The sequence below is a fragment of the Pseudomonas sp. Irchel s3h14 genome, from assembly GCF_900187425.1.
In the GTDB taxonomy this organism is placed as follows: Bacteria; Pseudomonadota; Gammaproteobacteria; order Pseudomonadales; family Pseudomonadaceae; genus Aquipseudomonas.
Map to the genome: position 1 here is coordinate 261049 of NZ_FYDJ01000001.1, position 21734 is coordinate 282782.

General features: G+C 57.3%; 21 protein-coding genes. 8 read left to right on the forward strand and 13 right to left on the reverse strand.

Translation table 11 applies throughout. The features are described from left to right. Nucleotides 1-40: 40 nt before the first annotated feature. From CKW16_RS01245 to CKW16_RS01260, 4 genes are read left to right on the forward strand one after another with little or no spacing between them, the layout of a single operon-like run. The gene (locus tag CKW16_RS01245) at nt 41-2776 is read left to right on the forward strand and encodes a hypothetical protein (protein ID WP_095126898.1); all 2736 of its coding nucleotides are present in this window, start codon (nt 41-43) and stop codon (nt 2774-2776) included. Next, complete coding sequence (locus CKW16_RS01250) at nt 2776-3663, forward strand: tetratricopeptide repeat protein (RefSeq protein WP_095126899.1); 888 nt, start codon at nt 2776-2778, stop codon at nt 3661-3663. The genes CKW16_RS01245 and CKW16_RS01250 overlap by 1 nt, the downstream gene beginning before the upstream one ends. 36 nt (nt 3664-3699) lie before the next feature. Continuing rightward, nucleotides 3700-5025 (forward strand): lysozyme inhibitor LprI family protein, encoded by a 1326-nt coding sequence (locus tag CKW16_RS32420; RefSeq protein ID WP_256580437.1) that lies wholly within the window; start codon nt 3700-3702, stop codon nt 5023-5025. Between the two features lie 4 nt (nt 5026-5029). Then, complete coding sequence (locus tag CKW16_RS01260) at nt 5030-5470, forward strand: hypothetical protein (RefSeq protein ID WP_095126900.1); 441 nt, start codon at nt 5030-5032, stop codon at nt 5468-5470. Between the two features lie 56 nt (nt 5471-5526). On the opposite strand, the gene CKW16_RS01265 is transcribed toward CKW16_RS01260, so the two are convergent. After that, the gene (locus CKW16_RS01265) at nt 5527-5910 is read right to left on the reverse strand and encodes a DUF6124 family protein (protein WP_095126901.1); all 384 of its coding nucleotides are present in this window, start codon (nt 5908-5910) and stop codon (nt 5527-5529) included. A 436-nt stretch (nt 5911-6346) separates the two neighbouring features. Here CKW16_RS01265 and CKW16_RS01270 point away from each other — a divergent pair, with 436 nt between their 5' ends. Further along, nucleotides 6347-6736: a hypothetical protein gene (locus CKW16_RS01270; RefSeq protein ID WP_008030620.1), complete on the forward strand. Its 390-nt coding sequence runs from the start codon at nt 6347-6349 to the stop codon at nt 6734-6736. 98 nt (nt 6737-6834) lie between these two features. On the opposite strand, the gene CKW16_RS01275 is transcribed toward CKW16_RS01270, so the two are convergent. The 6 genes from CKW16_RS01275 to exbB form a co-directional block, all read right to left on the reverse strand. Then, a complete protein-coding gene (locus tag CKW16_RS01275) occupies nt 6835-8235 on the reverse strand; it encodes an aminoacyl-tRNA deacylase and HDOD domain-containing protein (protein ID WP_095126902.1) in 1401 nt (466 codons plus the stop codon). Nucleotides 8236-8313: 78 nt separating this feature from the next. Then, on the reverse strand, nt 8314-10389 hold the full coding sequence (gene recG, locus CKW16_RS01280) for an ATP-dependent DNA helicase RecG (RefSeq protein WP_095126903.1): 2076 nt from the start codon (nt 10387-10389) through the stop codon (nt 8314-8316). 9 nt (nt 10390-10398) lie between these two features. Continuing rightward, a complete protein-coding gene (locus CKW16_RS01285) occupies nt 10399-11328 on the reverse strand; it encodes a hydrogen peroxide-inducible genes activator (protein WP_010465236.1) in 930 nt (309 codons plus the stop codon). Nucleotides 11329-11609: 281 nt separating this feature from the next. Next, nucleotides 11610-12359, reverse strand: a complete 750-nt coding sequence (locus CKW16_RS01290) for an energy transducer TonB (RefSeq protein WP_095126904.1) — start codon at nt 12357-12359, stop codon at nt 11610-11612. Beyond that, nucleotides 12356-12784 carry a TonB system transport protein ExbD gene (gene exbD, locus CKW16_RS01295; protein WP_095126905.1) on the reverse strand — a complete coding sequence of 143 codons (429 nt, stop codon included), beginning with the start codon at nt 12782-12784 and terminating at the stop codon, nt 12356-12358. The genes CKW16_RS01290 and exbD overlap by 4 nt, the downstream gene beginning before the upstream one ends. A 6-nt stretch (nt 12785-12790) precedes the next feature. Beyond that, the gene (exbB, locus tag CKW16_RS01300; protein WP_095126906.1) at nt 12791-13777 is read right to left on the reverse strand and encodes a tonB-system energizer ExbB; all 987 of its coding nucleotides are present in this window, start codon (nt 13775-13777) and stop codon (nt 12791-12793) included. Nucleotides 13778-13966: 189 nt separating this feature from the next. On the opposite strand from exbB, the gene CKW16_RS01305 reads away from it, so the two are divergent. Next, a complete protein-coding gene (locus CKW16_RS01305) occupies nt 13967-14824 on the forward strand; it encodes an SDR family oxidoreductase (RefSeq protein ID WP_095126907.1) in 858 nt (285 codons plus the stop codon). Between the two features lie 170 nt (nt 14825-14994). On the opposite strand, the gene CKW16_RS01315 is transcribed toward CKW16_RS01305, so the two are convergent. The 6 genes from CKW16_RS01315 to CKW16_RS01340 form a co-directional block, all read right to left on the reverse strand. After that, nucleotides 14995-15735 (reverse strand): hypothetical protein, encoded by a 741-nt coding sequence (locus tag CKW16_RS01315; protein ID WP_095126909.1) that lies wholly within the window; start codon nt 15733-15735, stop codon nt 14995-14997. 55 nt (nt 15736-15790) lie between these two features. Further along, nucleotides 15791-16171 carry a RidA family protein gene (locus tag CKW16_RS01320; RefSeq protein WP_003229509.1) on the reverse strand — a complete coding sequence of 127 codons (381 nt, stop codon included), beginning with the start codon at nt 16169-16171 and terminating at the stop codon, nt 15791-15793. Between the two features lie 24 nt (nt 16172-16195). Next, complete coding sequence (gene spoT / locus CKW16_RS01325) at nt 16196-18301, reverse strand: bifunctional GTP diphosphokinase/guanosine-3',5'-bis pyrophosphate 3'-pyrophosphohydrolase (protein ID WP_033059343.1); 2106 nt, start codon at nt 18299-18301, stop codon at nt 16196-16198. Nucleotides 18302-18357: 56 nt separating this feature from the next. Next, nucleotides 18358-18621: a DNA-directed RNA polymerase subunit omega gene (gene rpoZ / locus CKW16_RS01330; protein WP_007894670.1), complete on the reverse strand. Its 264-nt coding sequence runs from the start codon at nt 18619-18621 to the stop codon at nt 18358-18360. Between the two features lie 167 nt (nt 18622-18788). Next, nucleotides 18789-19409: a guanylate kinase gene (gmk, locus tag CKW16_RS01335; RefSeq protein WP_046045040.1), complete on the reverse strand. Its 621-nt coding sequence runs from the start codon at nt 19407-19409 to the stop codon at nt 18789-18791. 12 nt (nt 19410-19421) lie between these two features. Next, nucleotides 19422-20285 (reverse strand): YicC/YloC family endoribonuclease, encoded by an 864-nt coding sequence (locus CKW16_RS01340; RefSeq protein WP_095126910.1) that lies wholly within the window; start codon nt 20283-20285, stop codon nt 19422-19424. 270 nt (nt 20286-20555) lie between these two features. Between CKW16_RS01340 and rph the strand changes: the two genes are divergently transcribed. Together rph and CKW16_RS01350 are read left to right on the forward strand one after the other, a co-directional pair. Beyond that, nucleotides 20556-21278: a ribonuclease PH gene (rph, locus tag CKW16_RS01345; protein ID WP_010465211.1), complete on the forward strand. Its 723-nt coding sequence runs from the start codon at nt 20556-20558 to the stop codon at nt 21276-21278. Nucleotides 21279-21306: 28 nt separating this feature from the next. Beyond that, nucleotides 21307-21675: a DUF4870 domain-containing protein gene (locus CKW16_RS01350; RefSeq protein ID WP_095126911.1), complete on the forward strand. Its 369-nt coding sequence runs from the start codon at nt 21307-21309 to the stop codon at nt 21673-21675. Nucleotides 21676-21734 lie beyond the last annotated feature (59 nt).

Here is a 21734-nt window from a genome sequence, read left to right on the forward strand (position 1 = left end):
CAATCCAAGCCACCAGGGATCAGAATTCAGGTAATTGGTAATGACAGAGACAACGAGCAAAGTTGAGAAGTGGTCGTATCCCCTTAAGGTCGGGGCGGTAGAGGCGAAAGACCCAATGCAGTATTACGCGGCATTGGCGAAAGCCAAAGATGGTTATTACCCACTGGGGGCTAACGGTCTTTGGCATGGCGGCGTTCACTTCGATGAAGGAACCGGTTTGGTGAAAGATCTGACAGAAGTCAGATGCATCGCCGACGGTGAGGTTGTGGCGTATCGCATTGATGAGGCCTATCCAAAGTCAGACTTCGGCTCGACGCATTCGGTCTTTTCAACAGGCTTTGTGTTGGTTAAGCATCGGCTCGAAATGCCTAGCCCTCATGCGCCAGCGACGGTGCCTGGTTCTACACCTGCCGTAGCCCCCTTGCCAGGCCCAAGCCTCACCTTTTTCAGCCTTTATATGCACTTGCTGGACTGGGAAGGTTACAAAGCTAATCCTGCGTTAAAGAGGCCGGAGTTCTGGGGGAAGGGACTGTATCAGGTCAAGGCAAATGCTCCAGATAAATCACTTGGGCTAAGGGTTCGTGGGGGCGGATCAGGACAATTTCCTGTATTGGCGGTGTTACCTCGCGGCACCACTGTTCTCACGAAGCCTGCGGCTGCGGCAGAAAAATGGCTTGAGATAGTCAGTGTCACGCCGGAGTATGTTGGCTTAGCGCCAAATACCGGCTGGGTGTTTAAAGGGGAACTGAAACACCTGGGCGGTGACCGTTATTTTGTGGGGGAGAGTGCTAAAGATGCTCCTCCCGATCAGAAGCCCGGCGCCAATGTGCGTGATGCAACCAGCAATGGTCTGCCAATCGCGCTTCTACCGGTGGGTACTCAGATAAAGATCAGCGAGGAAGGAGCCCACGGGAAGTACCGCAAGCTTGTCGAGATTGTGAGTGGTCAAGCCATTCCTGCACTCACTATTGGTGCTGATGGAAAGCTGCCGGGCTTCGTATGGCTGGACTCATTGGAAGCCAAGAGCGAGCCGCATAGTCCTCGAGGTGAAGTTGTCCAGTTGACTCCGACTTTCAAAATCAAAGCAGGTGACATTCTGGGGCATGTCGGCAAATATCAAAATCACTCCGATGCGGCGGCAAAGAATTTGCTGCATATGGAGGTCTTTAGCTGCGAAGACGTGAAAGCGTTTAAAGATACTTGCTTGCCAAAGGTTTCTGGTCTCGCACCCACAGCCAAGACCGTGGTGAAAATTCCAAAAAATAGCCAATTGATAACTCACCAGCAGGGAATGAATGCCACCAATCCACCTAAAGTTTCGGATTCCGGAGTAAAGACAGGGTTCGACTTCTTTATTCCTGTAAGTGTTTTGGAAGCACTGCCAACAGATAAAAAAATCAAAGCTTCCATCGTTATGGGAGCCACGACGACCACGACATTTTGGTGGCGGCTTGATGGGGTGCTCGGTGATGGAAATGGCAATCCTGTTAGTGGGTGGTTTGCTGAACCTGATATTTCGCTATCTCGGCATACTCCTTGGGAGTGGGAAGGTTTCGACTTCATTAAAGAGACTGTCAGTAACGCGGATCACCTAGCTGCCACCCTTCATGCTCAAGAGCAGCTGACGGAAGAGGAACGCTCCAGATTTCTTCCGCAGGTTAGCGAATCTGTCGCTGGTCCAGTTAATGATCGTCTGTATAAAATTGTTGATACCGGCGGAGATAAAAAATTATCGTCAGACGAGATAGTAGATGCGCTAAAGAAACCTTGGCACGCCCAGTCTATTTCTCAGTTAATTACTAACTATGAAAATGAGTGGTATTTCAAGCCGGAGAAGTGGGATGCGCTTGATGAACTCATGGGGCATGCCGACTCAGATCCCAACAAGGCGTGGCAAGAAGAGAAGCTCAGGATCAAGAGTCTTGGATGGTGGGACAAGCTTATAGGGCAGCATGGGATAACCGATGACGCTAAGGTTTGGCACATTAGTCCAGTTGCACTGATCGGTAATTTCTCCGGGAAGTCTGAGCGACAGTTAATAACATTGGCCATGCTGAAAAAAGCCAGGCCCTCTATTGCGGATGATTATTGCGACACTATACTGCCAATTCTTAATAAATATGCAAAATTATATAGCGTGAATACACCGTTGAGGGTCGCGCATCTTCTGTCTCAAGTTGGTCACGAAAGCGGATTCAAAGTTAAGTCGGAGGTGCTGGATTACAGTGCTGTCCGGATGCGGAAGGTTTTTGGATGTAGGAACAACATGCAAGGCTATAATGACGCCACTGATGAGTGCATTATTTTGCCTAGATTGCGGCCTAAGCTTTGGAGTGAAGAAAGCACCTATGCGCATAATGCCGTTAACTTAGGCAGTTATGTTTACGCCAGTAGGAATGGTAACGGAGATGAGGCGAGTCAGGAGGGTTACAAGTATCGGGGGAGGGGGATTATACAGTTGACGGGGAAAAACAACTATCGCGAGTACACCAGGATTCATAATGAGAAAGATCCATCTGATCCTCGGGATTTTTTAGCTGATCCGGACTTGATTGTTAATAATATTACTTACGGTATCGAGTCGGCTTTTGTTTGGTGGGATCTAAATAACTTGAACTCTAGAATCGCACAGTCACTCGCCACTAGAACGGAGAGTAATATTAACCAGCACGTCGCGGATATTTCGATAGTGGTTAATGGTGGAACCATCGGCCTAACAGAGCGAGTTACTCTTTTTAATGAGTTACGTAGCATGATTGAAACGGAGCTGAATTGATGAGAAAAATTATCCTGGCTACCTTGATAGGGTTTTCCGTGTCCGCAGTCGCGGAAAGTAAAGTCTATCCTTTGGCTCCAAGTTTCCATGGCGCAGAAAAAGTTGAGTTTGTATCGATTGAAAGCGAAAATGGAAAAACCGTAAAGGGTAACTTTCTCAGTTCGAGCGGACAGCAATATAGCATTCCAGATACTTGTGAGCCTGAGGGCGGGGATCCAGAAGTAAGTGATGCCTATTCGGTGCAAGGTAAAGAAAACTATTTTGTATTTGAATGTGCGTGGACTGTTCAGCACTCTGGTATTGGTCTTGATGGCACCCAATACGAAACATTTGTTTATTTTGGTAAAGATGTGACGTCGGTTGTAAAAAACAAAGCTTTATCCCAAGCGCTTTCTGGCTATGAAGGTAGTTTGGAGGAAGGGGATAGAAGCTATGCCTGGTATTCGAAACGTAAAATTGCTAGTAAAAAACTATTAGAGCTTGAATCTGGGAAGACCTTGGATTCACTCGCGCTAGCACATGAGATCGCTTTAATTCGGTTGAAAGATTCTGATTATGAGGCCGTTAAATCATATTTGAGCCCCGAGCGGATTGAACTGCTATTTAAAAATTATCCTGTTAGTAAGTCGACTGTCGTGGCTTATAACGATATTGGCTATGCATTAGGTCAAGCTGGTGAAACAAAGTTGGCCTATCAGGTGTTGAAGAAGGTTGAACAGATTTCTCCAGATAGAATTGTTCTAAAGTTGAATATTGCCGATGTATTGTGGGGGGGCGAGAAGAATAAATCGAAAGAGTACTATAAAGAATATATTGGTTTGATGAAGAAAGCCGGGAAAGAAGCACTTATACCAAAGCAGGCGATTGAGCGGAGTGCTTCAAATTGAAAAAGGTAGGTGAGTAAGTGATGGATGGATTTATAAGTGAATAAGCTGGCGTCGCTCATAAATAATTTTGTCGCCGGTTTCTTTATGTCGTTGCCTAAAGTTGCATCAGCACAGGGAATAGTTTTGAGGAGGTTTTTTTTGTTGGTGACGCTCTTGTGTCCCCCGCTCGTTGCCGCTGAACCGATCTTCCAATCTCTACTGCCTTGTAAACAGGAAGGTAACACCGCAAGTCATTGCTCGGTGGTGCTGGATAGCAATGGTTACTTGGTAGATACCAATTCCGGCAAGAAGCTGTCCGACATAGCAGAGTCGATTGGAGCGTTGAATTCGTTTGAGCTCTACCGGGATGGCAGTCGATACATTCTGGCTAATGAAAATTTCTCCAGAGCTCAGTCCCGCCGCTGGATGGTGTTTGGCTATGACGGTGGAAGGATTGTCCTGCAAAGAATTTATATCTTCTCGTTGGACATTTCTGAACACTCAGGGCCTTACTGGCATGGTTACGACTGCCGCCCCGACTCTAATCCATTCACCCGCCCAAGCGGCGAGTCTTTCAGCGAGTCAGCTATGGAGGCGCTGTGCGGCGATGCTGAAGGTGAAGTGGTAGTGGTGCCGGAAAATTCATCTGTATTCGTGCCCACCAACTCCTTGGCCGTCGGTGTTCCCGTGTACAGCGCCCGAAAACGTGTTGGTGCTGCGACCTACCTATTTGCTGGAAGTTACGAGCCGGATCTGTCGACGATGGCTTGTATGTCCAACTGCTTTCTCATTGCATCGGAAATAGCTAAGTCTCCGGCGAGTAACGTATCAGCTGCTTCAAGTACTTCCGGTAGCGCCAAGGAATCGTGCAACCCCGACAGCTTTACCAATCCCGATTTGATCATCTGCGGCCAGCAAAGCTTCGAAAAAGTCGACGCAGTGTTGAATGAGCAATACAAGAAAACCCTGGCCAGCTTGTCTCCGTCAGACAAGAAGCAACTGACCGATGTGCAACGAAAGTGGGTGCGCTTTAAAGAAGCGTATTGCGAGGATATCTACCAGTCCGCTTTGCCGGGAGCCGAAGCGCCTATCGAAAATCTTGCGTGTTTGGCGCAGACAACCAATGCCCGGTTGGGCGAGCTCATTTATCTACAGACAGGGCTGCCAAATGATGGCTTTTACAAAGCTGCATCGTTGATGGCAGGGCAGGATCGCGAAAGCGGCTTGAAGGCCTCGATCAATCTGCTGGGAGGGGGTGAATTCGACGACCCGGTTTGGAAGCAATATGCGGATGGGCAGTGCGAGATGAGTTTCCGTTTGTTTCGGGAAGATCTCGCTTATTGCGCTGTGCGAATGCGCTTTCAGTTACCCATGAACCGCTAAAGGAATGATCGATTTGAAATCTTTGTCTGTGTTTTTTATTGCGTTGTTACTCCTCTGTCCGCTGGCGGCTCACAGTGAAGTCACAACAGAGGTCTATTGCTTCCGTTCGCAGGAAGGCAAAAGCGTCAATTTTGAGTTCAGAACCTATTACGACTCGGTCGCCAAATGGAGCGGGGCGGGGGTTAAGTACAGCAAGTCGAAGAAGGCCATTGCTCTTGTCCATCGGAGCACTGAGCATGAAGTCATGACTGAAGATGGACCCTATCAGTTCACGAAGACGTGGATAGAAGTGGCTGACGGTGCGCTGACGGGGGAGTATGAAATGGTCAGTCAGGGTGCCCGGATTTATGGAATGACTTATACGAACTATAAATCCGGAAAGAAGTATTCATTTGAGCAAGATATCAGTATGGATTCGCCATCAGAGACTGGTTGTCAGTGGTGAGTCAGGGATCATCAAGAAAGGGGACTTAACGTCCCCTTTTTCTATTCGCGGTTCCGCTACACCTTCGCCCGATGCTCCGCCGGATTCGGCGAATCAATATGATCCAGCGCTCGCTCCACTAACAGATGCACACCGACCGCCATTCTGCTGAGTGCCAGTGCGACGGAGCTGCGTGAGCCTTCTACACTGTCGGCCAGGTCGGCGGCGATGGCGCTGATGGACAGCAGGTCTTCTGAGGCGTTGGCCAGGAGGGTTTCGGTGTGGAGGTCGGGAGCGACGATGAAGAGGTCGCCATTGCGACGTTTAGGTTTTTTATCCGCAGGTGTGCCGAGGTGAAGATCTAGGGCGCGCCCGGCGGCTGCGTGGAGTTTTTTCGAATCGAGGGATTCGTAGGGAGATGTGGCTTCGTTTTCGGGCGAGTTATCTGTTGGATTGGTCATAGGTGTAAATCCTCGGAGTTAATAAATTCTCTCCCGGTTTCGGACTTGCACATCCGTGTCACCGATTTGCGGCGACCACCAAAGACTATCGGTGATACCGAAGACTGCCTAGTTCACGGACAGCCCGGCGTGTTGAAGGAAATGTCCGAGAGGTTTGAGGGGATCAAGATCAAAAGATCGTCCGAACGCGGCCCGAACCTTCGGCAGCTCCTACAGGATTGTGTTTCTTCAGGTGTAGGGAAGGTGCCGAGAGGTGACGCGGAGCGTCACGGGATGCATTCCTTTGCTGCGCGTGGGAACGATCAGGTTGGCGTGACTTGGTAGTCATTGGCGTCAAAAAGACCCGCATCTTCTTCTAACGCAACCAGATGGTGGCGTTCTTGCATGAAGCCGCTACACTGCGCCGGCCGTTCATTTTCCTTTTGAGGCTGTGCGCATGAAATTTCGTTTTCTTCTGTGGATGCTGGGTTTGTTGATGGGTAAGGCCAGTCGGACTAATCCTGCGTTTCAGCAGCAGTTGGGTGACAAGGAGTTGGTGTTCCAGCTACAGACCCTGGACGGGAAAGTGGCGCGGCATTTCTTTGTGAAGGATCAGCGTATTACCAGCAAGTCTGGCGTGTATGCCGAGCCTGCGTTTGCGATTGCCTTCAAAGATGCGGCGTATGGCTTTGCCACGATGCAGGCGAAGAACAAGCAGTTGGCGTTTATGACGGGGATTCAGGACAAGTCGATTCAGATCAAGGGCAACCCGGCGCTGGTGATCTGGTTCCAGGGGCTGACCAAGTATTTGAAGCCGAGGAAGGCGAAGGCTAAAGCCAAGGTTTGAAATCTTTCAGGTAGACCGGGTTGGATTCATCGCGAGCAGGCTCGCTCCCACAGGGTTTAGGTGATCCCCTGTGGGAGCGAGCCTGCTCGCGATTGGTTTTAGACCTGGGTGAATTGCGAAGCCAGTTCGCGCAGCAGCACTTCAGCCTCAAGCACTTTGCTGACGACATCATTGGCTTTGTCACGCGTCAAACCCACACGCTCCAGCAACGCATCCGGAATGTCTTCATCCGGCCCAGACCCAATCCCGCGGCTACGCAGCAAACGCACTGCCAGACACACCAGGTTTGGGTACTCGGCGTAATCGCCGTCGTAGCCCGGGTCGTGCTGGAAGCGCAGCGCGGTGGCCAGTTCTTCGGGCATGTCCCAGTAGCGCATCAGCCACGAGCCGATCTGTTCACGGCTGATGCCCAGCAGGTGTTGCTCGACGTAGCTGTGGCACAGGTGCGGGTTGACCTCCAGGTGGCGGCAGATCAGCGAGAAGTGCGGCGGGAAGACGTGGGCCAGCAGCAAGTAGCCGAAGTTGTGCAGCAGGCCGGCGAGGTAGGTCAGGCCGGCTTCCGGGCGCTGGGCGCGCGGCATGGCGCGGGTCAGGCCTTCGATGACGGCGGCGGTGTAGATCGATTGCTGCCAGTACGGCGTGGTGTGTTGCGGATGGTCTTTTGGCAGGCTCAGGGTTTTGCCCAGGGCCAGGCCCAGCGCCAGGTTGATCACCAGGTCGAAGCCCAGCACCCGCACGATGGCGTCTTCTACTGAGCGAATCTTGCCCGGTGAGGCGTAGTACGGCGACGCCGCCCAGCTCACGACTTGTGCGGCCAGGGCCGGGTCGGTTTCGACGACGCCGGTGATGTCGTCGATGGTGGCGTTGGGGTCGACGCGCAGTTTGATGATTTTCTGCGCGGTCTCGGCCAGCGGCGGAATCTCGATGGTTTCTTCCAGGCGTTGCTGGATGCGCCGTGCGGTGAACGCTTGAACGGCCTGAGTGATTTCCTCGCGGTCATCGTGAGGGCGGTCGAGGTTCGGGCGAATGCTGATCAGCGCTTCGCCGAAGTTGGCGGCGCTGGCCTTGGTCAGCATGGTCTTGAAGTCTTCGCTGGTGATCTCCAGCAACACGCCCGGCTCGCCCGAGTTGATCAGCAACTTCGGCTCGCGCAGCAGGCTTTCTTCATACAGGCACGGTGAACTGGTGAGCGCCGGCATGCCGGGCAGCAGGCTCAGGTTGTGTTTGCCGAGCATTTTTACCAGGCGTTCGGTGGACACGGCGGTGAGGCGGCGGCCAGTCAGTTCGGCGAGGCGATTGAGGTCCAGCAATTGGCTCTGCGGGAACAGCACCATGAGCGTGCCCACGGCGTCATCAAGCAGAACAGCCTGCACTTTGCGTGCGGCGTTCAGGCCGTGATGGTCGAGGACTTCTTCGTAGGCGATACCCAATTTGCCCAGCATCAGCCGAATAACCGACGGAGCGTGCGGGGTGGCGGGTGCGAGGGCAACTTCGGTCATGGTCTGTATCCGTTTTAAAACAATGGCAGGAGTATAACCAGCTTGCTCAGAACGGTGGTTCAGAAACTGCGACGGTGCTCACACTTGGCCGTATTGCTGCCCATGACGTAGCCAGCGGTCGAGCAGCGGGCTGACGTGATCCGGCCAGCGTTCCAGCAGCGCCTGGGCGGCGTCGCGCACGGCGGGCAGCAGATCGGCGTCGCGCATCAGGTCGGCGACCTTGAATTGCAACAGGCCGGTCTGGCGCGTACCGAGTATTTCGCCGGGACCGCGCAGCTCGAGGTCTTTTTCGGCGATGACAAACCCGTCGTTGGTTTCACGCATGATGCCCAAACGCTGACGACCGATCTGTGACAGCGGTGGATGGTAGAGCAGCACGCAATGGCTGGCGGCGCTGCCCCGACCCACACGACCGCGCAACTGGTGCAATTGCGCGAGCCCGAGGCGTTCTGGGTTTTCGATGATCATCAGGCTGGCGTTGGGCACGTCGACGCCGACTTCAATCACCGTGGTGGCGACCAGCAGTTGCAGGTTGCCGGCCTTGAATTCGGCCATGACCGCGGCTTTCTCGACGGGCTTCATGCGGCCGTGGATCAGCCCGACCTTCAACTCGCCGAGGGCGGCAGTGAGGTCTTCGTAGGTGGTTTCGGCAGCCTGGCAAGTCAGCTCTTCCGACTCTTCAATCAGCGTGCACACCCAATAGGCCTGACGCCCTTCGGCACAGGCGCCGCGCACCCGTTCGATGACTTCGACGCGCCGGGTATCGGTGATCAGCACGGTGTTCACCGGGGTTCGGCCGGGCGGCAGTTCGTCGAGGATCGAGGTGTCGAGGTCGGCGTAGGCGCTCATGGCCAGCGTCCGGGGAATCGGTGTGGCGGTCATGATCAGCTGATGCGGACACATCCGCCCGCCGACACCTTTCTGCCGCAACGCCAGCCGTTGCTGCACGCCGAAGCGGTGCTGTTCGTCGATGATCGCCAGTGCGAGGTTTTTGAACTGCACTTCGTCCTGGAACAGCGCGTGGGTGCCGACCACCATTGGTGTGCCGTTGGCAATCTGCTCCAGTGCGGCCACGCGGTTCTTGCCTTTGAGCTTGCCGGCCAGCCATGCGACTTCGATGCCCAGCGGTTCGAGCCAGCGCTTGAAGGTGATGAAGTGCTGCTCGGCGAGGATTTCGGTGGGCGCCATCAGCGCGACTTGATATCCGGCCTCCAGCGCTTGCAGTGCGGCGAGGGCAGCGACCACGGTTTTACCCGCGCCGACGTCGCCCTGAATCAGCCGCAACATGGGTTCGTGCTGACTGAGGTCGTAGGCGATTTCGTTGCCGACCCGTTGCTGAGCGCCGGTCGGGGTGAAACCGAGGTTGGCCAGATACTGGGCCGGCAGCTGAGTGGCTTTCGGCATCGCCGGCGCGCGCAGGGAGCGCATGCTCTCACGCAGGCGCTGCTGGGACAGTTGATGGGTCAGCAGTTCTTCAAAGGCCAGACGGTGCTGCGCCCAGTGATGACCGAGGGCGAGTTCGTCGACATCGGCATCGGCTGGCGGGTGGTGCAGGTAGCGGATCGCATCGGCCAGCGGCGCCAGTTGATAGTCCCGCGCCAGTTCATTCGGCAGCCAGTCGGGCAGGCTGGTGGGGCCGAGCATCGTCAGGGTTTGCATGCACAACTGGCGCAAGCGCTGTTGGGTCAGGCCTTCGGTGAGCGGGTAAACCGGGGTCAGGGTTTCGTCCACCGGCGGCGGCTCGTCGCCGGTGATGGCGCGGTATTCCGGGTGGTAGATTTCCAGCCCCGACGCGCCGGGCCGTGCTTCGCCATAGCAGCGAATCCGCGTACCGCGTTTGAGGCCTTCTTTCTGAGCGTTGCTGAAATGGTAGAAACGCAGACTGAGCCCGCCGGTGCCGTCCTGCAGGCGCACCACCAGGCTGCGGCGGCGGCCCATGACCACATCGGCGCCGCTGACGGTGCCTTCGATCACAGCGTCTTGCCCGGGTCGCAAATGGCCGATCGGGACCACGCGAGTGCGGTCCTGATAGCGCAACGGCAGGTGAAAAAGCACGTCCTGGAGATTCTCCAGGCCGACCTTGGCCAATTTCTCGGCCATGGCTTCACCGACACCCTTGAGTGCCGTCACCGACACTTGCGACAACTCGGTCATGGCAGCAACTTAGGCCGCAACCACCGGTGCTTGCGGCTTGGCCACCGAGCACAGGCGAATGGAGTCAGCGAGGATTTCAATCGCTTTCGGCCGCGGGAAGCTCGCGCGCCAGGCGATGGCGACGGTGCGGAACGGCACCGGAGGTGTCAGTGGACGCACTTCGATCACGCCGGGAGCGTAGTGATGGCTGTCGACCGCCGACAGCGGCAGGATCGAGATGCCGAGGCCGGACGCAACCATGTGGCGGATGGTTTCCAGGGAGCTGGATTCCACCGTGGTGTGCTTGGCGCCGTCGTTGCCTTTGGCCAGGGTCGGGCAGGCTTCCAGCACTTGATCGCGGAAGCAGTGGCCTTCGCCGAGCAGCAACAGGCTCTTGTCGTTGAGCAGGCTGGCGTCGATGGATTCTTTTTGGGTCCACGGGTGCTGGGCCGGCATCAGGACGTAGAACGGCTCGTCGTAGAGTTGCAGGGTCAGCACGTCGGCTTCGTTGAACGGCAGGGCGATGATGATCGCGTCGAGCTCGCCGTTGCGCAGTTTGTCGCGCAGCACGTGGGTGAAGTTTTCTTCGATGTACAACGGCATCTGCGGGGCGACCCGGTGCAGTTGTGGAATCAGGTGCGGAAACAGGTACGGGCCGACGGTGTAGATCGCGCCGACTTTCAGCGGGGCGGTCAGCTGGTTCTTGCCGGCCTGGGCCAGTTCGCGGATGCCTTGGGCCTGTTCCAGCACTTTCTGCGCCTGGGCGACAATGCCTTCACCGACCGGGGTCAGGCGCACGGCACTCTTGCTGCGCTCGAAAATCAGCACACCGAGTTCGTCTTCAAGCTTTTTCACGCCCACCGACAGGGTCGGCTGGCTGACATGGCAACGCTCGGCCGCGTGGCCGAAGTGCTGCTCTTGGGCGAGGGTAACGATGTAGCGTAATTCTGTAAGAGTCATAGCAAGCGTCCATGAAGTTGCGGGCCAAGCATACCGGCTGCAATCGATAGACGCACGTTATCAGACTGAGTGCGTTGAGTGACACAGGGCAAAGCAGGTTTGCCGCTGGCGGATATGCAAAAGGCACCTTTCGGGTGCCTTTATGGTTGATACATAACCCTGTGGGAGCGGGCTTGCTCCGGGCGGCGATCCGACGAAAGCGGTGTGTCAGTCAACATAGATGTTGAATGTGCTGGCCTCTTCGCGAGCAAGCCCGCTCCCACAGGGGGATCTGCGGTGGTTTAACGTCGGCGTTTTTCCAGCGAGTAAACAAACGGTGCAACGATTTCGATGGCGCCGTTGGTCAACATGTCGGCCGGTGGCTTTGGCAGCGGTTGGGCGCGGCGGATCATTTCCAGGGTGGCCCGGTCCAGATCGGCAGTACCAGAGCCGCCCACCAGTTCGAACGACAACACGTTACCTTCAGCATCCACCACGAAGCGGAGGCGGTTCATGCCTTCCTTGCCCCGCGCCTGCGCACTGGCCGGGTACTTCTTGTACTTGGCCAAGTGAGCGAGCAGGGTGCCTTGCCAACTGGCCTTGGCTGCTTGCTGCGCCGGTGATGGGCCCGGTGCCGGCTGAGCGGATTTCTCCGTTGGCGCCCGAGTCGGTTGCGCGTCGCTCGGTTTCTCCTCGGACGGCTTCTCTTTAGGCGGTTCCGGCTTTTTCTCCACAGGCTTGGGCGGTTGAGGCTTTGGCTTGGGTTTGACCGGTTTCGGCACGGCGATCTCGGCCTTTGGCACTTCAGCCAGCTTCGGTATCGGCAGCTCTTCCACCGGGGCGGGTGGCTGTGGCGGCGTTATGACCTTCGGAGGTGCCGGCGGTGGCGGGGCCGGAACCGGCGCCAATTCGACCATCATCGCCTGTGGCGGCAGCTCGATCGGTGGGCGCGACGTCCAGTTCAGCGCCAGCGCAATGGCCAGCGCATGGACGCCCAGCACCACGGCCAGGCTCCCGCTGTAACGCGTCAGCTTTTGGCGCGTCGTGATCATTTCTTGGCTGCCGTCTCGAGTCCGACCAGACCCACCTTCAGGTAACCGGCAGAGCGCAGGTTGTCCATCACGCTCATCAGGTCGCCGTAATCCACGCCTTTATCGGCCTGGAAGAAGATCGTCGTGTCTTTCTTGCCTTTGGTCCTGGCGTCGAGGGTGGCGCCGAGTGCTTCGGCCTTCACTTCGTCTTCGCCGAGGAACAGGCGTTGATCAGCCTTGACGCTGAGGAACACCGGTTTCTCCGGCCGCGGCGCCGGTTTGGCGCTGGAGGCCGGCAGGTCGACCTTGATGTCCACGGTGGCAAGCGGGGCCGCCACCATGAAGATGATCAACAGCACCAGCATCACGTCGATGAACGGTGTGACGTTGATTTCGTGGTTCTCGGCCAGATCGTCGTCTGCGCCTTCTTTCAAATGCAAGCCCATGGCTGATTACCCTACTTTGACCATGTGGGGTTGCGCGGAGCGCTCGGTGGTCGGCAGGTGATCGAGGTCACGGCTGACCAGTAGCAGGACTTCAGCCGAAGCGTCGGACACTTGGGCCTTGTAACCTGCGATGGAGCGGGCAAAGACGTTGTAGATCACTACGGCTGGAATCGCTGCAACCAGACCCAGTGCAGTCGCCAGCAGGGCTTCGGCGATGCCGGGAGCTACGACGGCGAGGTTGGTGGTCTGGGTTTTGGCGATGCCGATGAAGCTGTTCATGATGCCCCACACGGTACCGAACAGGCCGACGAACGGCGCGGTGGAACCGATGGTGGCGAGCACGCCGGTGCCGCTGCTCATATTGCGACCGCAGGCCGCAACCAGACGCTCAAGGCGGAAGGCGACGCGTTCCTTGATGCCTTCTTTCTCGCGGCTGTTGACCGACAAACGCATCTCTTCCAGGGCGTCATGCACCAGCAAATTGGCGAGGGTGCCTTGCTTGGTGGCTGTCACACTGGCTTCTTTAAGCGTGGTGGCTTTTTTCAGGTGGACGATTTCGGTGCGCAGACGACGCTTGGCGCCCATCAGCTCGAAGCCTTTGGCGATCCAGATGGTCCAGGTGATGATCGAGGCGATGGCCAGGCCGATCATCACGATTTTCACGATGATGTCGGCGTTCTGGTACATGCCCCACGGCGACAGATCGTGGGCCATGCCCAGGGTGTTGTCGGCTTCGAGGACTTCGGGAACGTCTTCGGCGGTGGTGTCTACAGCTTGGGTCGGGTCGATCGCAGCCGGGGTAACATGATCAGCTGGAGTTGGAGTTGGAGTTGGAGCTGGAGCTGGAGCAGCAGTGGCTGCCGGAGCGGCTGGCGCTTGTACGTCAGCGAAAGCGGCGGTCGGCGCCAGCATCAGGCTGAGCAGCAGGGCGGCCACCGCGCTCCAGGCGCGAGGTCGTTTGGTTGGCGAAGCGGGGAATTGATTGCGTGTCATGCTGGCCGGACCTGAGAGAAAAAGACGGTAAATGTTCTTCCAGGCCTCGTGAGGCCGAGAACAAAAGTGGCAGGCATTATTGCAAGTAATTCTTGTTAACAAAAGTAATAGAGTATCTTTTTTTCCTTCATTGCTAGCCGCTCGTCCATTGCCAGCGCTAGTCTGTGCCTTTCTGATGGGAGTTTTCTGATGTCCGCGCCCTCTGTTTTGATCGCCGGCTGTGGTGATGTTGGTAGTCGTCTGGCCACGCAATTGTTGGCTGGCGGATGGGAGGTTCACGGCTTGCGGCGTGATGTTTCGCGCCTGCCCAAGGGGGTGATTGGCGTTGCCGGTGACTTGTTCAATGAAGACTGTCCAGCGACCTGGCCGGTCGGTGCGGTGGATTACCTGGTGTATTGCGCGGCCGCCACCGATCACGATGAAGCCGGTTATCGCGCTGCTTATGTGCAGGGCTTGCAGCATGTGCTGGAATGGCTGAACGACTATGGGCAGGTGCCCAATCGCCTGCTGTTTGTTTCCAGCAGCAGTGTGTATGGCCAGCAGGATGGCGAGTGGGTCGATGAGACTTCGCCGACCATTGCAACAGGCTATTCGGGTCGATTGATGCTAGAGGCGGAGCAAGTGGCACTCCAAAGCGGCATCCCGGCCAGCATCGTACGTTTGACCGGCATTTACGGCCCAGGTCGCGAAAGGTTGCTGACGCAGGTGCGTCGGGGTTATCGCGTGGCGATCGATCCACCGTTGTACGGCAACCGTATTCACGCCGACGACGCGGCGGGGTTGATGGCGTATCTGCTCGAAGCAGATCGTCGCGGTGTGGCGCTGGATGACGTCTACATTGGTGTGGACGATGCGCCTGCGCCGCTGGCCGAAGTGGTGGGCTGGTTGCGTGAGTATCTGGGCGTGACCGAATGGGCCGAAGACGCGAGCGTGCGTCGCACTGGCAGTAAGCAATGCAGTAATGCTCGGGCGAAAGCCTTGGGCTGGACGCCGAAGTACCCAAGCTATCGCGAAGGCTACGCCGCGATCATTGAAGGGCGCAGCTGACTTCCGGCCACCACAAACCAAATGTGGGAGCGGCGGTGCGACGATTCGACTTGCCCGCGAAAGCGGTGTAACACTCAACAACGATGTTGAATGTTATGACCCCTTCGCGAGCAAGTCGAATCGTCGCACCGCCGCTCCCACATTTGATCTTCGTTGCAGCTAAGATCTGGTTACTGCTTCTCGAGCAACCACTTGCGATCACCTGGGGTGAACTGCGGCATTTCATCTGCCTGTGCGGTGTTCACTGCCTGGAGGATTTCCAGTTCCTTGCCCTTGCGTGCAAAGATCCAGGTGTTGCCCTGGCCGTTGAGTTGCAGCCACATGTTGTCATTGCCGCCGCTCATAGATGCGCAATCGCCCGCCAGACACAAGGCATAACGATCCGCTCCCGGCAGACCTGCAACCTGGCCGTCAGCCTGGAATTGCACGGTATTGCCTTCACCAGGACCGCTGACGACTTTCCAGCTGCCACCCATGTAGGCCGAATACAGTGCGCGCTCGAAACTGGCGCCCATCGGTGCGCCGTCCGGAACCGTAACCTGCGCGCGGTCGAAGACTTGCTCCGGCTCATTGTCGCTGGCGGCCTGGCTCAGTTGCTTGCCATCACGCTTCAGTTCACTACCCGAGCTGCCATAAAAGTCGACTTTCCAGGCGCCAGACTCTTCGCCCAGCAGCTTGCCGTCGACGTTTTCAAAACCATTGGTGTAGCGGGCCTGACCAGCCTTGGTGTTGACGTCCCATTCCAGGTTCGGACCATAGGCCTGGAGCGCTTCGCGCAGGGGGCCGCCTTTGGCTGCAGCATCGATCGCCACCTGATTGATCCAGGTGCCGCTGATATCACGGTCGGCAGGGTTGCTGGCACATCCGCCCAAGAGTAGGGCGACCAGCGAGAGAGCTAGCGCTTGGCGCATGGTGGAATCCTTTCAAAACGAAGACGGCGCAGCCTTTAAAGCTGCGCCGGACGCATTACTCGATGACCAGAATGGCATCCATCTCAACCTGCGAACCCTTTGGCAGGGCCGCTACGCCGATGGCGGCGCGGGCAGGGTAAGGCTGGTCAAAGTACTTGCCCATGATCTCGTTGACCTTGGCGAAGTGGCTCAGGTCGGTGAGGAAGATGTTCAGTTTGACGATGTCCTTGAACGAACCGCCAGCGGCTTCAGCCACGGCTTTGAGGTTCTCGAACACCTGGACGGTCTGGGCTTCGAAGCCTTCTACCAGTTCCATGGTTTTTGGGTCCAGAGGAATTTGACCCGACATGTAAACGGTGTTGCCAGCCTTGATCGCCTGGGAGTAAGTGCCAATGGCGGCCGGGGCCTTGTCGCTGGTGATAACTGTTTTGGTCATGAATGACTCCTTGTAATGAGTGGCTTACGCACGCATGCGAGTGATGCGAATCACCCCGGTCAGGGCGCGCAGTTTCTTGATCACGCGGGCCAGGTGCACGCGGTCGTGCACGCTGACCACCAGTTGGACCACGCTGATGCGACCATCGCGTTCGTCCATGCTGATTTTTTCGATATTGCCGTCGGCCGCGTTGACGCTGCTGGCCAGCAGAGCGATCAGGCCGCGCTGGTGTTCCAGCTCGACGCGCAGCTCGACATTGAATTCGCCGGTGACATCCTTGGCCCACGAGAGCTGGATGCATTTTTCCGGGTTGTGGCGGATTTCGCTGATGTTGCGGCAGTTGTCCAGGTGCACGACCATGCCTTTGCCCGCAGACAGGTGGCCAACAATCGGGTCGCCCGGGATCGGCGTGCAGCACTTGGCGTAACTGAGCACCAGGCCTTCGGTGCCGCGAATCGCCAGCGGGCCTTCCGCGCTCGGCAGCTGTTCGCCTTCGCCAAGCAGTCGGCGGGCGACCACGTAAGCCATGCGATTGCCCAGGCCGATGTCTTCAAGCAGGTCTTCGATCAGTTCCAGGCGGTACTCGGTGAGCATCGCCTTGACGCGCTCGGCTGCTACTTTCTCCAGCGAGCTGTCGAAACCGTTGAGAACCTTGTTCAGCAGGCGTTCGCCGAGGCTGATGGATTCGGAGCGGCGTTGCAGTTTCAGCGCATGGCGGATGTGAGTCCGCGCCTTGCCGGTGACTACGAAGTTAAGCCACGCCGGATTCGGCCGTGCTCCCGGGGCGCTGACGATCTCGACCGTGGAGCCGCTTTGCAGCGGTTCGGACAGCGGTGCGAGACGACGATTGATCCGACAGGCAATGCAGCTGTTGCCCACGTCGGTGTGCACCGCGTAAGCGAAGTCGACCGCCGTGGAGCCTTTGGGCAGCTCCATGATCCGGCCTTTGGGCGTGAACACGTAGACCTCGTCCGGGAACAGGTCGATCTTCACGCTCTCGATGAATTCCAGCGAGTTGCCGGCCCGTTGCTGCATCTCCAGCACGCCTTTGACCCACTGACGGGCGCGGGCGTGAGTGCCTTTTGGCTGCTCGTCACCACTGGATTTGTACAGCCAATGGGCGGCGATGCCGTTGTTGGCCATCTCTTCCATTTCACGGGTGCGGATCTGAATCTCGATCGGTACACCGTGCATGCCGAACAGCGTGGTGTGCAGCGACTGGTAGCCGTTGGCCTTGGGGATCGCGATGTAATCCTTGAAGCGACCCGGCAACGGTTTGTACAAATTATGCACAGCACCCAGCACGCGGTAGCAGGTATCGACCTTGTCGACGATGATCCGGAACGCATAGACGTCCATGATCTCGTTGAAGGCCCGACGCTTGCCGCGCATTTTCTTGTAGATGCCGTAGAGGTGTTTCTGGCGACCGCTGACCTCGCCCTGAATGCCGTCGATGGCCAGGCAGTGGCTGAGGGATTCTTCGATCTTGTTGACGATTTCCTTGCGGTTGCCCCGGGCGCGTTTGACCGCCTGGTTGATCCGTGCGGAACGCATCGGGTGCATCGCCTTGAAGCCGAGGTCTTCGAATTCTATGCGGATGGCGTGCATACCCAGCCGGTTGGCGATGGGCGCATAGATTTCCAGGGTTTCCTTGGCGATCCGTCGGCGTTTTTCGCCAGACAGGACTTCCAGCGTGCGCATGTTGTGCAGGCGGTCAGCCAGTTTGACCAGGATCACGCGAATGTCGCGGGCCATGGCCATGGCCATTTTCTGGAAGTTTTCAGCCTGGGCTTCGGCTTTGGTCTCGAAGTTCATCTGGGTCAGTTTGCTGACCCCGTCGACCAGTTCGGCCACGGTTTCGCCGAATTGCGCTTGCAGCGCTTCCTTGGCAATACCGGTGTCTTCGATCACGTCATGCAGCATCGCAGCCATCAGGCTCTGATGGTCCATGTGCATGTCGGCAAGAATATTCGCAACCGCGAGTGGGTGCGTGACGTACGCCTCGCCGCTACGGCGGCGTTGGCCGTCGTGGGCTTGTTCGGCGTAGAAGTACGCTCGGCGGACCAGGTTGACCTGGTCCTTGCCGAGGTAGGTCGATAAGCGATCGGCGAGGGCGTCTATGCTCGGCATGATGAATCCTGCCGTTCGCTGTGACCCCGCGCCGTGCTACGTCGACCAGGCATGGCTTAGACTGCCTCGTTGGACTCGTCCTCGAACGCTGCGAACAGCGGTTCGTCTTCGACGATTTCAGCGTTGGCGATGAACTCGTAGCTCATCAGGCCTTCAGCGATTTCACGCAAGGCTACAACGGTAGGCTTGTCGTTTTCCCACTGAACCAGTGGCTCTTTGCCGCCGGTGGCCAATTGACGGGCACGCTTGGTAGACAGCATGACCAGCTCAAAGCGGTTTTCCACGTGGTTTAGGCAATCTTCAACGGTTACGCGGGCCATGGTATTCCTCGGAGCGAATGCAATATGCGCGCTGCCCGGTTGGGCGAGCGGACTCAACAGTTTAAAAAATCACCAGCGATTAGGGAAGCGCTGATTTTTTGACCAAGCCCTTCAACGCGCTGCAAGTGCCAATGTAAAGCCCTTGCAACGGTTTTGGGAAGAGCTGTTTAGCCGAGCAATTCGGCCAAAAGTTTTCCGTTACGCTGCTGCTGACGCTTCTGATGCAGCTGATTGGCACGGAAAATTGCCTGCAAGTCGCGCAGTGCGTGGGCGAAATCGTCGTTGATGATCAGGTAATCGTAGTCGACGTAGTGGCTCATTTCGCTGACGGCTTCGCGCATCCGGCCTTCGATGATCTCGTCGCTGTCCTGGCCACGATTGGTCAGGCGCTGGTGCAAGGCCTGCAAGGAAGGCGGCAGAATGAAGATCGAACGAGCCTGGGGCATCAACTTGCGCACTTGCTCGGCGCCCTGCCAGTCGATTTCCAGAATCAGGTCGTGACCTTCGTCCAGGGTCTGCTGCAGGTGGCTTTGCGAGGTGCCGTAGAGATTGCCGAACACTTCGGCGCGCTCGAGGAAATCCCCGTGCTCGATCATCTTCACGAACTCGCTGCGTTCGACGAAGTGATAGTTCACGCCGTTCACCTCACCGGGGCGCATCGCGCGGGTGGTGTGGGAGACGGAGACGCGGATCTCCTGATCAGCGTCGGTCAGGGCCTTGACCAGGCTGCTCTTGCCCGCGCCCGAAGGTGCGGAAATGATGTACAGGGTGCCGGTGCTGTGGGTCATGTCAGGGTTGCCTTACTCAATATTCTGCACTTGTTCGCGCATCTGCTCGATCAACACTTTGAGGTTGACCGCCGCCTGGGTGCTGCGCGGGTCGAAGGCTTTGGAGCCCAGTGTGTTGGCTTCGCGGTTGAGCTCCTGCATCAGGAAGTCCAGGCGCCGACCGGCAGCGCCACCGGATTTGAGCACCCGGCGAACTTCGATGATGTGAGTGCTCAGGCGATCCAGTTCTTCGGCGACGTCGCTCTTTTGCGCGAGCATGACCATTTCCTGTTCCAGCCGCTGCGGATCCATCTCGGCCTTCATGTCGGCGAAGCGGTCGAGGACCTTCTGGCGCTGGGTGGCAAGCATCTGCGGGACCAGTTCACGCAGGGTCACCACGTCTTCTTCAATGGAGGTCAGGCGATCGTTGATCAATCGCGCCAGCTCCGCGCCTTCGCGCTCGCGGCCGGCCTTGAGTTCTTTCAGGCCTTCGTTGAACAGCGCCAGGGCTTCGGCATTCAGGGCTTGCGGGTCGGTCGCATCGCCCACCAGCACGCCGGGCCAGGCCAGGACTTCCAGCGGGTTCAGTGCAGCCGGATTTTTGATCAGGCTGGCGATGGTCTCGGCGGCGGCGACCAATTGCGCGGCGCGCTCGCGGTCCACTTGCAGTGGTTTGTCGGTATTTTCTTCGGTGAAGCGCAGGGTGCATTCGAGCTTGCCCCGGGAGATTCCCTGGCGCAGTGCTTCGCGGACCGCACCTTCGAGGTCGCGAAAGGACTCAGGCAGACGCAAATGCGGCTCCAGGTAGCGGCTGTTGACCGAGCGCAGTTCCCAGCTCAGGGTGCCTTGGGTGCCGGCTTTTTCGACGCGGGCAAAGGCGGTCATGCTGTGCACCATGGAGGTACCTCGCAATGCAGGTTCATGCGTTACCAAAGGTTTCGCAGGCCTGATCTATATGAATTTAAGCCCAGAGGCAGCAAAGGCGCAGGATTGTAGCGCAGTGGGGCGAATGCGCCCAAACACACGGTGTGACAAAGGGCTGCAGGTCGTCGGCAAAGCGCTGTGCAGGGCCTTCAGTCGTCGGGGGATTTTTTTAGAAGTGCCCACTCGTGGCCCTGCGGCTCTATAATGCTCCGCAGTTTTCCGTCCCCCGTACAGGTATTCCCTATGAAACGTCCAAGTGGTCGCGCTGCCGATCAGCTCCGCTCGATCCGCATTACCCGCAACTACACCAAACACGCCGAGGGATCTGTACTGGTCGAGTTCGGTGATACCAAAGTCATCTGCACCGTCAGCGTCGAGAACGGCGTGCCGCGTTTCCTCAAAGGTCAGGGCCAAGGCTGGTTGACCGCTGAATACGGCATGCTGCCGCGCGCCACTGGCGAGCGTAACCAGCGTGAAGCGAGCCGCGGCAAACAAGGCGGCCGCACCCTGGAGATCCAGCGTCTGATCGGTCGTTCCCTGCGTGCTTCGCTGGACATGTCCAAGCTGGGCGACGTGACCCTGTACGTCGACTGCGACGTGATCCAGGCTGACGGCGGCACCCGTACTGCATCCATCACCGGCGCCATGGTTGCACTGGTTGATGCCTTGAAAGTGATCAAGAAGCGCGGCGGCCTGAAAGGCGGCGACCCGCTGAAGCAAATGATCGCTGCCGTATCGGTGGGCATGTATCAGGGTGAGCCGGTACTCGACCTTGACTACCTGGAAGACTCGGCCGCCGAGACCGACCTGAACGTGGTGATGACCAGCACTGGCGGCTTCATCGAAGTCCAGGGCACTGCCGAAGGCGCACCGTTCCAGCCGGAAGAACTGAACGCTATGCTTGAGTTGGCGAAGAAAGGCATGACCGAAATCTTCGAGCTGCAAAAGGCTGCACTGGCCGACTGATCGGACTGCTCCACGCAAGGAGGACGCCATGAGTGACGAGCAACAGCTGCTTCCCACCCCGAGCAAAGAGGTTCGGCAGTGGGCGATGTTTTGTCACCTGTCCGCCTTGCTGGGGATCTGGATTCCGTTCGGTACGCTGATCGGCCCTCTGATTCTCTGGCAGATGAAGCGCGAGATGGACCCGTTTGTTGATGCTCAAGGCAAGGAGGCGCTGAACTTTCAGATCACCGTCGCCATTGCCTCCGCCATTTGCTTCCTGCTGATGGTGGTGATCGTCGGGTTCTTCCTGTTCGGTCTGTTGGCGATCGGTGCGCTGGTGCTGACGATCATCGGCGGCGTGAAGGCCAATGAAGGGGTGCCTTACCGGTATCCATTCACCTGGCGGTTGATCAAATAATCACCACGGTCCTGTAGGAGCAAAGCTTGCTCGCGATTCAGGCGCCGCGGTGAGTCAGA